The organism is Pseudomonas sp. GW822-FHT01E03 (assembly GCF_058802985.1).
On the sequence record NZ_JBXAOQ010000007.1, the window covers coordinates 1 to 16,787 of the forward strand.

The window sequence follows — 16,787 nt, forward strand, 5'->3', positions numbered from 1 at the left end:
ACCTGTCGCCAATAGCTATGGAGCAAAAAGCGGCATAAACACCGTAATCGGTGTCTGGGATTACTTGACCAGTTCAGGCTCGCTCCTACAGGTGACCGCATCCGCAGAAACGGATATGTACGCCTTCAGAAATTAACCGAAGCCCCCCGCAGATCCCCCCGATGATTATTTTTTGTCGGCCATCGCTTGCGTGTCGGGGCCGATAGTTGGGCACCGTGTCCGGGCTGAGCAAACCTGACCGGAGCCTAATAATGATAAAAAAACGCTCGGCCACAGCCGGAGTCCGCCAACGGCTTCACCGGCTTGGCCACACTCGCCCGCAACCCCTTGCGCTGGCGATTCTTGCCGTACTGACGGGGCCAACCTACGCCACCACATTTGACCTCAACGAAGACTGGAGCCTGTCGACCAAGACCAGCCTGAGCCTGGGCAGCAGCTGGTCGACGCAAAACCCCGACAAAAGCCTGATGACCCGCGCCAACGCCTTGCAGGCCCAGGGTGTAAATGCCAATGGCACCAGCGTCAGCGCCGACGACAACCGGCTGAACTTCAAGAAGGGCGACCCCATCTCGCAACTCTTCAAGGGGCTCACCGATATCAGTCTCGATGGCCAGGGCCAGGGCCAGGGCGCGTTCATTCGCTTCAAGTACTGGTACGACCACGCCTACGAAACCGGCAATGGCCGCTTCAAGGATTTCGACGATTCGGGCTGGGACGACCTGTCTAAATTCAAGGGCTTCGAGGTGCTCGATGCCTACGTCTGGAAAGACTTCCAGGTGGCCGAGCATCCGCTGAACGTAAAGGTCGGTAACCAGGTGTTGTCCTGGGGCGAAGCGCTGCTGATCCAGAACGGCATCAACGTGATCAACCCGTTGGACATCTCGGCGTTCAACCGTCCCGGCGTGGAGATCAAGGAAGGCCAGTTGCCGGTGGAGATGGTCTCCTTCAGCTTCGGCCTGACCGACACCACCAACCTCGAAGGTTTCTACCAGTACAACTGGCGCCCCAGCGTACTCGACGGTTGCGGCACCTTCTTCGCCAGCAGTGATGTGATCCAGCCGGGTTGCGGGCCGCTGTACCTGAGCCAGGTGCAGACCGATCAACAGATGCAGGCCGCTGGTTTGTTCGCCACGTCCCGGGGCAACGAATCGCCGTCCGACAACGGCCAGTTCGGCTTCGCCTTGCGCCAGATGATCCCGGCGCTCAACGATGCGGAAGCGGCGATCTACTACATCAACTATCACTCGCGGTTGCCGTATTTCACCATTAACGCCAGGAACACCGCCTTGCCCGGTACCTTCCCCGGTGGTATCCAGGGGCCGAGCTATGCGGCGGCCTTCCCGGAAAACATTCGCCTGTACGGCATCAGCCTCAACGGCGTCGAGCCTGTCACCGGGATTTCCCTGGCCGGTGAGTTGAGCTACCGGCCGAACATGCCGATCGCGATCAACGCGCCCGACGTCAACGTTGCGGTGATTTCCGGACCGGCGGGCAGTTCCTGGTTGCAGTTGCCGCCCGGCTTCAGCACCACCAATGGCAGCCAGTTCGATGCGTGGGAGCGCAAGGGCGTCTGGCAGTTGACCGGTTCGGCCACCCAGGCCATCGACAACGTGCTGGGCGCCACGCGCCTGAGCCTGTTCGGTGAGGCCGGTGTCGTGCACATCGACGATCTGGGGGACGAGCGCTTGGGCCGTAACGCCGCGTTCGGCCGCAGCGCCCCGCGCAACGGCACGCTGTGCAACACGGTAGCTTCAGGTGTGACCAACCAATACTGCACCGACAAGGGCTTTGCCACCGATTGGTCGTGGGGGTATCGCCTGCGCGCCAGCCTCGAATACAGCGATGTGTTGCCAGGCATCAACCTGATTCCGGCCGTCAACTGGCGGCATGACGTCTCGGGCTATTCCTACGATCCGCAAGGGCCGTTCCAGGAAGGCCAGCAAGCGCTGGGCGTGAGCCTGACCGGCGTCTACATGAACGACTACAGCGTGGAACTGGCCTACAACACGTTCTTCGGTTCCAACGACTACAGCACCCTCGACGACCGCGATTTTGCATCCGTCAGCTTCAAGGCAGACTTCTAAGGAGAACCGTTATGCGTATGCAATTGTGCGTGCTGGCCCTGGCCTGCACCGTCGGCCTGGCCCAGGCCAAAGGCACCGATTCGGCGGCACTGGGCAAGACCCTGACCCCCATGGGCTCGGAAATGGCGGCCAATGCCGACGGCAGCATTCCGGCCTGGACCGGTGGTCTGGCGAGCAACGCCGGCACCGTCGACAGCAAGGGCGGCTACAGCGATCCGTATGCCGCCGAGAAACCGTTGTTCACCGTCACCGCGCAGAACCTGACGCAATACCAGAAGTTTCTCAGCCCCGGGCAAATCGCGTTGTTCAAGCGTTTTCCCGACACCTACAAGATGAACATCTACCCGAGCCATCGCAGCGCCAACCTGCCCAAGGAGGTACTGGCGGTCAGTCGTGAGAACGTCGCCAAGACCAGCATGGCCGACGGCGGCAACGGCTTGCACGACTATGCCAGGGGCATTCCGTTTCCGTTGCCCACCGAAGGCCTGGAGGTGATGTGGAACCACATGACCCGTTATCGCGGTGGCAGTTACGAGCGCATCAGCAGCGCCGCACTGGTGCGTGAAAATGGCGCCACCAGCTACGTGCGCAACCAGTCTTTGATCAACTTTGCCGACACCGTGGGCGGGCTGGAACCGGGCTCGAACATCCTGTTCATGTTCAAGAGCCGGGTGCTGGAACCGGCGCGTCTGTCCGGTGAGGCGGTGCTCGTGCACGAGCCGATTGACCAGGTCGCCGAGCCGCGTTCGGCCTGGCAGTACCTGCCGGGGCAACGTCGCGTGCGCCGTGCGCCGATGATCGCCTACGACAACAGCGCCCGTTACAGCAACGGCCTGATCACCGCCGACAACATCGATGGCTACAACGGCGCGCCGGACCGTTTCGACTGGAAACTGGTGGGCAAGCAAGAGCTGTTCATCCCTTACAACAGCTACAAGATCGGCAGCCGCGACCTCAAGTACGACGCCGTGATCAAGCCCAACCACGTCAATCAGGACCTGGCCCGCTACGAGAAGCACCGCGTGTGGGTGGTCGAAGCGACCCTCAAGCCCGGTGCCCGGCACATCTACGCCAAACGTCGCTTCTATGTGGACGAAGACAGCTGGCAGATCGCCCAGTCGGACCAGTACGACAGTCGCGGTGAACTGTGGCGCAGCGGTGAACTGCACGCGATCCAGCAGTACGACCACGGCTTCACCTACAACGTGCTGGAAACCTCCTATGACCTGATCTCCGGACGCTACTACGCCGGTGGCCTGGCCAACGAAGAGACCGAGCCGATGCGCGTGGGCTTCGCCGCCAAGACCGACGACTACACCCCGTCGGACCTGCGGCGTTGGGCCAAATAAACCGGGAGGCACCGTAAATCCCTTGTGTGAGCGAGCTTGCTCGCGATGGCGGCGTGTCAGACGACATCAATGTTGGATGTTCCGGCTTCATCGCGAGCAAGCTCGCTCCCACAGGGATCAGTGTGTGTTGATATTTATCTACCAGGAGATCTGCCATGCGCTACTGGATATCCGCTCTGGCCCTGGGCGCGAGCCTGGGTACTGTTCACGCCGCAACCCTCGACCAACAGCAAGCCAAAGACCTGGCGCAGGAGGCCTACGTGTTCGCCTACGCCACCGTCGAACACGACAAAGTGCTCAGCGCCATCGCCGCGAAACTGCCGTTCAATCGTCTCTACAGCGAACCGCGCCTGCTCGGCCCGCAAGACAACAAAGTGGTGTCGCCCAACAACGACACCTTCTATTCCCGTGCCTTGCTGGACTTGCGCAGCGAACCTGTGGTGCTCGACGTACCGGCCGTGCAAGGTCGCTACTACAGTTTCCAGCTGGTGGACATGCGCACCGACAACCTCGACTACATCGGCACCCGCGCCACGGGTGACAAGGCGGGGCGCTACCTGATTGTCGGGCCGGACTGGAAGGGGCCCGCGCCATCGGGGTTCAGCGCGGTGATTCGCTCACCGAGCCGGCTGGTCTTCCTGTTGGGACGGACCGAGGTCAAGGGCGAAGCGGATCAGAAAGACGCCGCGCAAGTGCTGAGGGGCTACGCCTTGCAACCGCTGTCCAAAGTCAATGGCAGCGCGCCCCCTGAACCCTTGGCACCGCTGCAACTGCCAGCGTACACGGACACCAGGCACGGGCCGGCGCAGGTGTTGTTCAGCACCTTCAACGCGCTGGCCCCCTTGCATCAATGGACCGCCGGCGAACAAAAGAAACTGGCCCGTTTCGCCGCCATCGGGGTGAAGCCGGGGGCCGGATTCCAGGCCCCGGCGGACTTGAACGAAGCCGTCGCACAGGGCGCCGAAGCCGGTCGCGAACAGGTCCGTGCAGCCTCCAGCCGACTATCGCTGGAACAGCAGGGCTGGTTGCCGTCGCCGCCCAACGTCGGCAAGTTTGGTGACGATGACCTGACCCGTGCCGCAGTCGCCTGGCGCTACATCTACGCCAACGATGCGGTGGAAGCGCTGTACCCGATGGCGTTGCACGATGCAAAGGGGCAGGAACTCAATGGCCAACACGCCTATCGCCTGCATTTTCCCGCCGGGCAATTGCCGCCGGTGAATGCGTTCTGGTCGCTGACCCTGTATGACGGCAAAACCCAGTTGCTGGTGGCCAACCCGATCCAGCGTTACGCCCTGGGCGACCGCAGCCCTGGTCTACAATACGATGCCGACGGCGGCTTGACCCTGATCCTGCAAGCCGATGCGCCCAAGGCTACGCCGCAGGGCAACTGGCTGCCGACGCCGCAAGGTCCGTTCAACCTGCTGTTGCGCCTGTACCTGCCCAAGGGCGGGGCATTGGACGGGAGTTATCAGTTGCCGACGATTGCGAGGATCGAATCATGAACCTGATTTTCAGTCGCCGCCGGTTGCTGGGCGGCATGGGGGTATTGGGAGCAAGCCTGATGTTTCCACGCCGGCTGCTGGCCGGTGATTCCGATGACCCTCGGCAGATTGCCAAAGAGGCGTGGATTTACGCCTACCCCATGCTCATGCATTACCAGACCATGGAAAAACAGGCGCTCAAGCCGGACGCGCCGGAGTACGTTGGCGGCTTCAACCGCTTTCGTCATTACAGCGAGTTGTTTACCCCGAACAACCGCGACATCGTCACGCCGAACAACGACACGCCGTACTCCTGGGCGTGGCTTGACCTGCGCAGCGAGCCGCAGGTGTTGAGCGTGCCGGCCGTGCCTGACGACCGCTATTACGTGCTTCAACTGGTCGACCAGTACACCCACAACTTTGCTTATGTCGGCGTGCTCAGCACCGGTCGCGATGCGGGGAATTACCTGATCGCCGGACCCCACTGGCAAGGCCCGACACCGGACGGCGTCAAGGCTGTGCTGCGCAGTGAAACCGAAATCGTCATGGTGCTTGGGAGAACGGGCCTGAAAAACGCCGGGGACCTGCCGGCGGTGCGTGCCTTGCAGCAGCAATACGGTTTGCGTTCGTTGCATGAATACATCGGCAGTGCGCCGCCTGTGGCTGCGCCAGCCATTGACTGGCGCCCCTGGGACAGCAAGACCGGGTTGGGGCTGGAGTTTATTCCGGCGCTGAACCAGATCCTCAGCCTGTGCCCCACGCAACCGTCCGAACAAGCCTTGCGCGCGCGCTTTGCACGGATCGGCATCGTGCCCGGCCAGGGTTTCGACCCGGCGACGTTGCCGCCAGCAACACGCCAGGCACTGCTCGCCGGGATTCAAGAGGCACAGGCGCAACTGCAAACCGCAGTGAGCCAGGTACGCACCACCCTCGGGCTGTTCGGCACTCGCGAAGCGCTGAACGGCAATTACCTCAACCGCGCTGTCGCGGCGAATGTCGGCATCTACGGCAACAGCGTGGAAGAGGCCTTCTACACCGGCACTCGCCTGGATAATCAGGGGCAACCCTTGCAGGGTGGGCGAAGCTATCGCCTGCGTTTCGCAGCGGGTCAACTGCCGCCGGCCAGCGAGTTCTGGTCGCTGACGCTGTATGACTTGCCGGACCGGCAACTGGTGGCCAACCCGATCAATCGCTACTGCCTGAGCAGCCGGGATCAATTGCAAGAAGATGCGGATGGTGGGTTGACGTTGATCCTGCAGAACGTCGCTCCGCCGGAGCAGAGCAACTGGTTGCCGACGCCTGCAAGCGGAGCGTTCACCCTGGTCCTGCGCCTGTATGGACCTGGGCAGCAGGTGGTCAATCAACGCTGGCGAATGCCGGTGGTTGAAGTGGTGTCTGCCTGAACCGCATCGCGAGCAAGCTCGCTCCCACAGAGGATCTGTGTCGTTCACAAATGCTGTGAACAACCCGGTCCCCAGTGGGAGCGAGCTTGCTCGCGATGGCGGCCTGACAGTCAATCAGGTACTCACAGACGAACGAACCCGGCAAACAGGCCGGCCGGTAGGCCGCCTCGGGCGCTGTTGCGGTGCACGCCCCCTCGTGAGGCTGAGTGGAGGTTCTGCGCAGTGGGCAACCCGGCATGGATGCCGGGTTAGCCGCCCCCGGCCATGGATGGCCGATGGCGGCGGGCCCACGGAGCAGGACCGGAGCGAGGGCATGCCGAGCCTAGGCGAGGCACCGAACGTCAGGGGCAAGAGCCCTTGGTTACTTGGGGCCGGGCGGCGCTCCGCTTTTCCAAGTGACCCGCCGTAAGGGCGGAACCCTAAGTGCCCGTGACCGCAGCAAGGGATATGTACACCCACAAAACAATCATCGCCTGACACAAAGCCATCGCGAGCAAGCTCGCTCCCACAGGGGATCGGGTTGTTCACAGCATTTGTGAATGGCACAGATCCAGTGTGGGAGCGAGCCTGCTCGCGATGAAGGCGACGCGGTTTCCCGCGTCATCCGGTCAAGGCGTGACAATATTGAACTGCGGCGCAAACGTATCGAGGCTGCTCATCAACTCCCCAAGCTTCTTGCCATTGCCTTGCAACTTGATCAGACCTTTCTGGATTGCCGTCGGAATATCCAGTTGCTTGAGGCTGATCTGTTCCAGGGTGGCCTTGCTCATGGTCACGCTGGCATCCGCCTGAGCATTGAGCCCTGCACGGTGGGTCAGCACGCCATTGCGCAGGGTCAGGTTGAAGTCCTTGCTCAGGTCATCGAAGGTCCAGTTCAGGGTCAGGTCATGGCCTACGGCCTTTTCACTGTCCAGGCGCACCGCCAGGAAGTCGAAAAACATCTGCGGACTCATCGCCCGCACCATGTCCACCGATACCGAAGTGCCCGCATGGGGTGGCACGCCGTTGCGCAGTTCCATGGCACCGGTCAGGTACATGTTGCGCCAGGTGGCGTTTTCACTTTGATAGCCCATTTGCTCCAACGCCTGGGCCTGGGCTTTGCGGGCGTCGCCGTTGTCCGGGTTGGCGAACAGCACCTGATTGCCCAGTTGCGCGGCCCAGCGGTATTCACCCTTGGCCATCGCCGCCTGCATTTTCTCAAGCACTGCCGCTTCGCCGCCCATGGCCTCGACCGAACGCTTGGCCGTTTCTACCGGCGGCAGCGGATTGAGGTTGGCCGGGTTACCGTCATAGAAACCCATGTAGCGCTGATACACCGCCCGGGTGTTGAAACTCAGTGAGCCGTAGTAGCCACGGGTGTACCACTTCTGGTCCAGGCTGCCGGGCAGTTTCTTGATTGAGTCGGCGATTTCCAGCGGCGTCAGGCCCTGGTTCAGCAGGTGCAGGGTGCGGTCATTGAGGAAGGCGTACATGTCGCGCTGGTCGGCGAGGAAGGTGCGGATGCGTTCGCCACCCCAGGTCGGCCAGTTGTGCTGGGCGAACAACACGTCGCTCTTGTCGCCGTAACGCGCCAGGCTGGCGTCGAGGTACTCGGCCCAGGCCTTGGCGTCACGCACTTGCGCGCCGCGGGGGGTAAGGATGTTGTGCATCATTTGCGTGGCGTTTTCCGCCATGCACAAGGCGCGCAATTGCGGCAGGTACAGGTTCATCTCTGCCGGCGCCTCGGTGCCCGGGGTCAACTGGAACTCTACCTCGAGACCGGCGATGGTGTGGGTTTGCAGTTCCTTGTCGATCAGGTCGGTGGGCGGGATCAGGGTGACAGTGCCGCCGCTCGGTGTGCTCTTGCCCAGGCCGGCGTCGACCTGGCCTTTTTCGCCACGGGGCAGCAGGCTGCCGAACTGGAACTGTGCGCGGCGGCTCATGGCATTGCCGGCGTAGACGTTCTCGCTCATCACGTGTTCCATGAACCCGACGGGGGCGAACACCTTGACCTTGCCGGCCTTGACGTCGGATTCGTCGATGACCCCGCGCACGCCACCGAAGTGGTCGACGTGGGTGTGGCTGTAGATCACCGCCACCACCGGTTTGCGCGGACGGTTCTGGTAGTACAGGTCCAGTGCCGCCTTGGCGGTTTCGGCCATGGTCAGCGGGTCGATGATGATCAGCCCGTCGTCGCCTTCGATGATGGTCATGTTGGCCAGGTCGAGGCCTCGCACCTGATACAGCCGTGGGCTGACTTCGAACAATCCGGCATGGGCGCTGAGTTGGGCCAGGCGCCAGAGGCTCGGGTTGACCGACTCCGGGGCCTGGTCTTTGGCGAGGAAGTCATAGGCCTGGATATCCCAGATGACCTTGCCCGAGGCGTCCTTGACCTGGCCCTTGAACGGCGCGATCAGACCCTTGGTGACCGACTCGTAGTCGGTGCGGTCGGTGAAGGGCAGTTGTTGCAGCACGACGGCGTTACTGGCCGTGGTTTGCGGGCTGGCTGCGACCGGTCCATCGGCGGCGACCACCGATTGCGCAAGGCAGGCAGTGATCAGGCAAGCGAGCAGCCCACGAGGGCTCAAGGTGAAACGAGGCATGGCGTCTCCGTTTTTTATCGTTATGGTTAGACCAGCTTCGAGGGTAGGGCGGGGCGCGGGCGGGGCGATCATCAGCAACGGACAAAAAACATTCAGGACCGCTATCCTTGAGCCACGCCTATCCAGCAGGTTGACCCATGCTTGAAGTCCATGGTGTTTTCAAAAGCTACGCCACACCGCAGGGGCCGCTGCCGGTGCTGCAAGGCGTCGACCTGACGCTCAGGCCCGGCAGCAGCCTGGCGCTGATGGGCGAGTCGGGCAGTGGCAAAAGCACCTTGCTGCACCTGATCGCCGGGCTGGACAAGGTCGATCGCGGCAGCATCCGCAGTGGCGCGCATCGCCTGGAACAGATGAATGAAGGGCAACTGGCAAACTGGCGCCGTACGGAAATCGGCCTGGTGTTCCAGCAGTTCAACCTGATCGGCAGCCTGCGGGTCGAAGACAACCTGGCGATTCAGGCGCGGCTGGCGGGGCGTCATGACCCACGCTGGCAGGCGCACCTGGTGCGACGCCTGGGCCTGGGCGAGCTGCTGCGGCGCTACCCCGAGCAGCTGTCCGGCGGCCAGCAGCAACGGGTCGCGCTGGGCCGGGCGCTGGCGTCGCGTCCGCCATTGTTGCTGGCCGACGAGCCCACCGGCAGCCTCGATGAAACCACCGGTGCCGAGGTGTTGCAGTTGCTGCTGGAATTGCTCGACGACAGTCCCACCAGCCTGTTGATGGTCACCCACAGTCCCGGCGTCGCGGCACGGCTGGCGGAAAAAGCCCTGCTGTGCGGCGGTCGCCTGGCCGCTGCGGGCGAGCGCTGACATGCGCATCTTTGGCGAAACCCTGCGTGCACTGCTCAGCCACTGGCGGCAGCATCCGGTGCAGTTTTTCAGTGTGCTGACCGGGTTGTGGCTGGCCACCAGTCTGTTGACCGGCGTCCAGGCACTCAACAGCCAGGCCCGCGACAGCTATGCCCGCGCCAGTCAGTTGATCGGCGGCGAACCTCAGGCCAGCCTCGGTGCGCCCGGTGGCGGCACGTTCCCCCAGCAATGGTTTATCGATCTGCGGCGCGCGGGGTGGCCGGTGTCACCGGTGCTGCAAGGCCGGGTCACGCTCAAGGGGCACGAAGAGCAGCGCTTGCAGTTGATGGGCATCGAGCCGGTGTCGCTGCCGGCGGGCGCAGCGGTGGCCGGGCAGGCGTTGGCGATTGAACAGGTGGTCGGCTTTTTCAGTCCGCCGGGCAGTACCTGGATATCGTCGCAGACCTTGCAGGCAATGGGTTTGCGCGAGGGTGACCGGCCACTGAACCTGGCGGGCGTGGCCCTGCCGCCGCTGCATGTGCAGGCCGATATGGCGCCCGGCGTGCTGCTGGTAGACATTGGTTTTGCCCAGCAGATTCTGGGGTTGCCGGAGCAACTGTCGCGGCTGCTGTTACCGAAGGATTTCACCGCGCCGTTGCCGGAGCCGTTCAAAGGCCTGTTGCAACTCAAGCGCGCCGGCGAAGAAAACAACCTGAGGCGCCTGACCGAAAGCTTTCACCTGAACCTCGATGCCCTGGGGGGGCTGTCGTTCGTGGTCGGCCTGTTTATCGTGCACGCCGCCATCGGGCTGGCGCTGGAGCAACGGCGAAGCTTGCTCCGAACCCTGCGTGCCTGCGGTGTGAGTGCGCGGATGCTGATGGCCTGTCTTGCCGTCGAATTGGGTGGATTGGCCCTGATCGGTGGTGTGGCCGGGGTGGTCAGCGGCTACCTGCTGGCCGGCGTGCTGTTACCCGATGTCGCCGCCAGCCTGCGTGGCTTGTATGGCGCCGAAGTGGCGGGGCAGTTGAGCCTTGGTCTGTCGTGGTGGTTCAGTGGTATCGGCTTGAGTCTGATCGGCGCGTTGCTGGCCGGGGCCAACAGCCTGCTTCGGGCGGCGCGTCTGCCATTGCTGGCGCTGGCCGATCCGCAGGCCTGGCATCAAGCCCATGCGCGCTGGTTGCGACGCCAGGGTTGGGTGGCGGCCATGGCCGGGATGATCGCGTTGCTGGCGTTGATCCTCGGCGACAGCCTGATCAGTGGCTTCGTATTGATGGCCGCGCTGTTGATCGGTGCCGCGCTGGCCTTGCCGGTGGTGCTCAGCGCGCTGCTCAGTTTCGTTTCGCAGCGCAGTCGCTCGGTGCTCGGCCAGTGGTTTGTTGCCGATTGCCGCCAGCAACTGCCGGCGTTGAGCCTGGCCTTGATGGCGCTGCTGTTGGCCATGGCGGCAAACATCGGTGCCGGCAGCATGACCGCAGGGTTTCGCCAGACCTTCAGTGACTGGCTCGAGCAACGGCTGACGGCCGAGCTTTACCTCAATCCACAGAACCCGGCCCAGGCTCGGGAGCTGCACAGCTGGCTCAACCAGCAGCCGCAACTGGCGGCCGTGCTGCCCAACTGGCAGGTTTCGATTCAATTGCAGGGCTGGCCGACGGACCTGTCCGGGATCATCGACCATCCGACCTACCGCCAGCACTGGCCACTGCTCGAAGCCTTGGGCGACAACCCTTGGGAGCGACTGGCCAAGGAAGATGCGGTGATGCTCAGCGAACAACTGGCCCGGCGCCTGCGAGTGCAACTGGGCGATCACCTGACGCTGCCGACGCCCACCGGCCCGTGGTCGCCACGGATCGTCGGGATCTACGCCGACTACGGCAATCCCAAGGGCCACATTCTGGTGAACATCCGCCACCTGTTGCGCGGCTGGCCGCAACTGACTCCGAACCGCTTCAACCTGCGCATCGAACCGGCGTCGATCCCGGCGTTCGTCACGGCATTGCAGGCGCGATTTGCCCTGGACGACAGCCGCATCGTCGATCAGGCACGGCTCAAGGGCTGGTCCACGCAAGTCTTCGAGCGCACCTTCGCTGCCACCGCCGCACTCAACAGCCTGACGCTGTGCGTAGCGGGGGTGGCGCTGTTCATCAGCCTGTTGACCCAAAGCCAGAGCCGTCTCGGGCAACTGGCGCCATTGTGGGCGTTGGGCGTGACGCGTCGGCATTTGATGTTGCTCAACCTCGGGCAAACCTGGCTGCTGGCGATATTGACCCTGGTGCTGGCGTTGCCGCTGGGCATCGCCCTGGCGTGGTGCCTGGACGCGGTGATCAACGTGCAGGCCTTTGGCTGGCGACTGCCGTTGCGAGTGTTTCCATTGCAACTGTTGCAATTGATGGGGCTGGCGCTGGTGGCGACGTTACTGGCCTCGGCCTGGCCGTTGTACCGTTTGTACCGCACACAACCGGCGGACCTGCTGCGGACGTTTGCCCATGAAGATTAAAGTCGGCGTGTTGCTCCTGGCGCTGCTGGCGAGCGGTTGCGATCAACCGGCACCGGTGGAAAAAGGCTTTGCCGGGTTGGGCAACCAGGCCGCTGCGTTCACCCCGGTGGTGCCCGGTCGGGTGTTCAGCTTCCCGGCGGATCACGGCCCGCACGACGGCTTTCGCATCGAATGGTGGTACGTCACGGCCAACCTGAAGGACGATCAGGGGCATGAGTTTGGCGCGCAATGGACCTTGTTCCGCAGTGCCTTGAAAGCCGCCCCCGAGGTGCTGGGCTGGCAGAATCAGACGATCTGGCTCGGCCACGCGGCGGTGACATCGGCGACGGCGCATCACGCGGCCGAACGTTATGCCCGTGGCGGCGTCGGTCAAGCCGGTGTCAGCGTCGCGCCGTTCAACGCGTGGATCGATGACTGGCAATTGAGTAGCCAGACGACTGCCGACGACCCGTTGGCCGACCTGCAGCTCAGTGCCAGCGACCGGCGTTTCAGCTATCGGCTGCGGTTGACTTCGACAGGTCCGCTGGTGCTTCAGGGGGACCGGGGCTTCAGCCAGAAATCCGAACAGGGTCAGGCCTCTTATTACTACAGCCAGCCGTTTTTCCGGGCCAGCGGCACCCTGGACATCGACGGCAAGACCTTTCAGGTCAGTGGCCCGGCCTGGCTCGACCGGGAATGGAGCAGCCAGCCCCTGACGAGCAACCAGACCGGTTGGGACTGGCTCTCCCTGCATCTGGACAGCGGCGAGCAGGTGATGCTGTATCGCATGCGGCAAAAGGACGGCGAGCCTTACCTCACCGGCACCTGGATCGACGCCCGGGGCCAGACACAATTGCTGCACGCCCGCGACATCAGTCTCACGCCGCAAGACACCGCCCGGGTTGCCGGGCGTGAGATGCCCATTCGCTGGTCGATCAAAATCCCTGCAAGACACCTCGATATAACCATTGCCGCGCTCAATCCCCAGGCCTGGATGGACTTGCGCATTCCGTACTGGGAAGGCCCGGTGCGCCTCAGTGGCAGCCATGCAGGGCAGGGCTATCTGGAAATGACCGGGTACTAGGCGCTCGTGTCAGGAAAATCACCGCTGCGGCGCGACCACTCGCTGAACAGCGTCTATGCTCACTCGCACACATGGCGTTGAGCCCGGTTTCAACGCCGTCTGTTGCCATCTATCACAGGGAATGTTCTGCCTATGAAACGCCACGCACTGAGCAAAGCCATCACCCTCGCAACCTTGCTGTCTGTCGCCAGTTTTGGCGCGGTTGCCGCCGAACTCCCGTTGTCCGAAGTTGTGGTGGTTGACCAGGTCACCACCAAAGTCGTTTCGGTAGATACCGCGAACCATTCCGTGGTCCTTAAAGGCCCGCAGGGTAATGAGTTCCCTGTGCAGTTGACCGACAAGGCGAAAAACCTCGACAACCTCAAGGCTGGCGATACGGTGGAAATCAGGGTTACCAGCGCCGTTGCAGCCTTCCTCGACACCGATGTCGACAAAGGCCTGCCCGGCACCGCCGAAGCCACCGGCGAAATGCGCACAGCGCCAGGTAGCCCCAACCCCGGCGGCGAAGCGTACCGTCAGGTGAAAGTGCAGCTGAAAATCACCAGCATTGACCTGAAGAAAAACCAGGTGACCTTCGAAAACCCGGAAGGCAAGTCCAAGACCGTCGACGTCAAACGACCTGAAGTCCAGGCCAAACTCAAGGACTTGAAAGTCGGACAAAGCGTCAACGTGGTTTATACCGACATATTGACGGTGACCAGCAAGCACTAATATTGAGTATTGGCGTTATACGGGCCGATTGTTTTTGTGCAAGTTTTGTATAGAAATAATCAGCTCGTAATGGTCGAACTGGTGAGTTTGAGATGCCGTGTTGCATAGTATTTAAATCGACATCTTGTTAAACATTGTGTCGATAAATTTCATTTTTGCGTACGGACATATTAATCCGCTTCTACTAAAATACGTTCCGTTCGCCCAGTGTCAGGGCTCTTTACCAGTGCATGGATTGCCGAGGCCATTGCACTGGGCGAACACTTTATTTGCTGTATAGAACGTTTCGGATATAAAAAAACGGGCGACCTGTAGGTCGCCCGTTTTTATTGAGTTGTGACAAATCATTCAATCATGTTTTTTATTGACTTGACGCAACATCGGCCAACGCGGCGAAACACTGTTCGATCGAACGCCGCTGGCTCTCGGCGTACAGTTCCAGCTCATCGATCGTCGAACGCCCCAGGGCCTGTTCGAACGCTTGCTGGTTGGCATGGGCGCCGTAACGGGTTTGCGCCGCGTCCCCCAGGTTTGACTGAAAAATCCCCGCCGCGCTGACGGGCAGAAAGTCTTCGTACACCAGGGGTTCTACCCGCAGGTAACCGTCGCTGAGCAGGTCTTCCAGGGGCGCGTTTTTCAGGTCGCCCGCCGCCAGGCCCTTTTCCGTCACGAAGTAGCGAAAGTAAGCCAGGCCCTGTTGGCGCATGCCTTCCCAGGTGTCAGGGAACTCGCTGAAATGCTGCGCCATCAGGGCGTTGTAGCGCGCAGCGTTGGCTTCGTTGGGGAAGTCCTTGAGTTCGTCCCGCGCGGCATTGAGCAAACGGTCGTAGAGTGCGCGGCCTTTGGGCGTGAGGGCGGCACCGCGCTGTTCGATCTCGCCGAACCGGGCACTGTGACTGCCGCGAGCCTCGCTTTGATCGGTGAAGGCAATCGGCTCGTCCAGAGCCTTGAAGCTGGTCTGGCGCAGCAGGATCGGGCACTGGCGGCGAGGCGGGCCTTCGATCACCGCTTTGGGGGTGATGCCATGGGCTGGCATCTGCGCCTGGACGATGTCGATGTCCAGGGTCCGTGGTGTCAGGTGGTTGATGTGCGGGCCCTTGAACGCCACCACGTCGGCGATCAGACGATGCTGGGCGCTGAGCTGTTGATACTGTTCGGCGGTGACGGTGGCGCTGTGGTGCCAGCGAAACGTTTCCAGTGCCTGCTCGACGAAGTCCAGGGCTTGCTGCTCGGTCAGGCCACCCTGGGATTCGGCGCGCTCGATAAGCGTGAGGGCCGTGGGGGTGAAGATCGAACGCTGGTCGAGCATCGACTGGGCGAACGCTCGCAGCTCCAGGTCTTCGATCAATTCCAGGCGCAACAGCGACGTGAATACCCGGAACGGGCTGACCTGCAACGACGCTTCATGCACCGCGCGAAACGCCGTGGAATGCACCGGCACGCCGGCCGGTGTCAGGTCGTAGTAACCCACCGGTTGCATGCCCATCACCGCGAACAGGCGGGCGAGGGTCGCCAGTTCATCGGCCGTACCAACGCGAATCGCCCCATGACGTTCCAGGTCCAGGCGTTCGATTTCGCCGGTACTGGTGAGCTGCCGCAGGATTTTCGCATCGTTGTCCAGCACGTGACGGTTAGTCTGTTCCACCAGTTCCATCAACGCGCCGTACAACGGCACTTCCTCGCGGTACATGTCGGACATCGCTTTGGAGAAGCGTTGGCGGATCAGGTCAGGGCTGACGAAGTTCGGGTGGTTCATGAACAGGATTCCTGGCGCGGTGACGTAAAGGATGGACGAAAGATCGCAGCCTTCAGCGACGCCGACAAACGAAGTTTCTGACGAACTTCATTCTGTTAAGGACTACATACCTAATGCAGTCGTTGATCCTGTGGGCTCTCCGAGCGCAGCGATGCCAAAAACTCGCGATACAGGCGCGCCGAACCGTATGGCGCTTCCACCATGGGCATGTGCCCGATGGCGTCCCAGATATGCACGCGCAGGTCGGCGATGCCCTTGCTCCAGACCGCCACGCTGCTGACGTCGATCAGCCGGTCCTTGCGCCCCCACAGCAACAGCGCCGGGGCGGTGATGTCGGGCAGGTGCGGTTCCATCGGCGGGCTGGCACGGAATTCGCGGAAGATTTCCTCCAGTTCTTCGCGGGACTGTTCATAGCGCTGGGCGACGGCATCGAGCACCAGCTTCGGTACCCAGGGTGGCGAAGCCATGGTCATGGCGTAGAAACGCCGGAATTCTTCGCGCGAGTGAATCAGAAACGGGTTGTGGCCCTTGGCCAAATGCCGCTCAAGGTCACTGGGCTCGGGGGCGGTGACCCCGGCCGGGTCGACCAGGGCCACGGACACAATGCGTTCCGGGTAAGTGGCCGCGAGCCACGCCGCCATGTAGCCGCCCATGGAGTTGCCGATGACATGGACTTTCTCCACCCCGCAAACGTCCAGCAGCTGGATCATGCGTTTGGCCTGCAGCGGGATGTCGTAGCCGCCGCCCGCCTTGAAGCCGGTTTCGCCATGACCGGCGATGTCCGGGATGATCACCCGATGGCTGCCGACAAAGTGCCGGGCGAAACGCAGCCAGAGGTTTTTGTCGGCGCTGAAGCCATGGAGCATCAGCACACTGCTGGTGGCCTCGTACGGCCCGCCTTGCCAGGTCGAGACGGTCATTTCGGGGATGGGCACGACGATCTTGTGCAGCCGGTACAACTTGGCCTCGGCCGCCATGCTCAAGTCATAGAGCCAGTAGCCGATGGCCGGGTAGGTCAGCCAGCTCCAGGCAACGAACACTGCGAGAACGACGAACAACAAAAGCATCACGCGTCT

At 62.3% G+C, this 16,787-nt stretch carries 11 protein-coding genes; 8 read left to right on the top strand and 3 right to left on the bottom strand.

Going from position 1 to position 16,787, the window contains the following annotated elements; translation table 11 throughout:
- Positions 1-251 precede the first annotated feature (251 nt).
- The 4 genes from AC1RP7_RS15255 to AC1RP7_RS15270 all read left to right on the top strand — a co-directional run bounded on the left by AC1RP7_RS15255 (position 252) and on the right by AC1RP7_RS15270 (position 6,320).
- Positions 252-2,084 (top strand): DUF1302 domain-containing protein, encoded by a 1,833-nt coding sequence (locus AC1RP7_RS15255; RefSeq protein ID WP_493183419.1) that lies wholly within the window; start codon positions 252-254, stop codon positions 2,082-2,084.
- 11 nt (positions 2,085-2,095) lie between these two features.
- Positions 2,096-3,433, top strand: coding sequence for a DUF1329 domain-containing protein (locus tag AC1RP7_RS15260; protein WP_090456375.1), 1,338 nt, complete (start codon positions 2,096-2,098; stop codon positions 3,431-3,433).
- Positions 3,434-3,588: 155 nt separating this feature from the next.
- Positions 3,589-4,938: a DUF1254 domain-containing protein gene (locus AC1RP7_RS15265; RefSeq protein ID WP_493183421.1), complete on the top strand. Its 1,350-nt coding sequence runs from the start codon at positions 3,589-3,591 to the stop codon at positions 4,936-4,938.
- Positions 4,935-6,320, top strand: a complete 1,386-nt coding sequence (locus AC1RP7_RS15270) for a DUF1254 domain-containing protein (protein ID WP_493183423.1) — start codon at positions 4,935-4,937, stop codon at positions 6,318-6,320. The genes AC1RP7_RS15265 and AC1RP7_RS15270 overlap by 4 nt, the downstream gene beginning before the upstream one ends.
- A 608-nt stretch (positions 6,321-6,928) precedes the next feature.
- On the opposite strand, the gene AC1RP7_RS15275 is transcribed toward AC1RP7_RS15270, so the two are convergent.
- The gene (locus AC1RP7_RS15275; RefSeq protein ID WP_493182544.1) at positions 6,929-8,902 is read right to left on the bottom strand and encodes an alkyl/aryl-sulfatase; all 1,974 of its coding nucleotides are present in this window, start codon (positions 8,900-8,902) and stop codon (positions 6,929-6,931) included.
- A gap of 137 nt (positions 8,903-9,039) precedes the next feature.
- Between AC1RP7_RS15275 and AC1RP7_RS15280 the strand changes: the two genes are divergently transcribed.
- From AC1RP7_RS15280 to AC1RP7_RS15295, 4 genes are all read left to right on the top strand, one after another.
- Entirely contained in the window at positions 9,040-9,708 is a 669-nt protein-coding gene (locus AC1RP7_RS15280; protein ID WP_090456368.1) for an ABC transporter ATP-binding protein, read from the top strand.
- 1 nt (position 9,709) lies between these two features.
- On the top strand, positions 9,710-12,181 hold the full coding sequence (locus AC1RP7_RS15285; protein WP_493182546.1) for an ABC transporter permease: 2,472 nt from the start codon (positions 9,710-9,712) through the stop codon (positions 12,179-12,181).
- Complete coding sequence (locus AC1RP7_RS15290; protein WP_492624236.1) at positions 12,171-13,244, top strand: lipocalin-like domain-containing protein; 1,074 nt, start codon at positions 12,171-12,173, stop codon at positions 13,242-13,244. Before AC1RP7_RS15285 ends, AC1RP7_RS15290 begins: the two co-directional genes overlap by 11 nt.
- Positions 13,245-13,376: 132 nt before the next feature.
- Positions 13,377-13,955, top strand: a complete 579-nt coding sequence (locus AC1RP7_RS15295) for a hypothetical protein (protein ID WP_154862343.1) — start codon at positions 13,377-13,379, stop codon at positions 13,953-13,955.
- 361 nt (positions 13,956-14,316) lie between these two features.
- On the opposite strand, the gene hglS is transcribed toward AC1RP7_RS15295, so the two are convergent.
- On the bottom strand, positions 14,317-15,711 hold the full coding sequence (gene hglS / locus AC1RP7_RS15300) for a 2-oxoadipate dioxygenase/decarboxylase HglS (protein WP_493182547.1): 1,395 nt from the start codon (positions 15,709-15,711) through the stop codon (positions 14,317-14,319).
- 110 nt (positions 15,712-15,821) lie between these two features.
- Positions 15,822-16,778 carry an alpha/beta fold hydrolase gene (locus AC1RP7_RS15305; protein ID WP_090456361.1) on the bottom strand — a complete coding sequence of 319 codons (957 nt, stop codon included), beginning with the start codon at positions 16,776-16,778 and terminating at the stop codon, positions 15,822-15,824.
- Between the last annotated feature and the right edge of the window lie 9 nt (positions 16,779-16,787).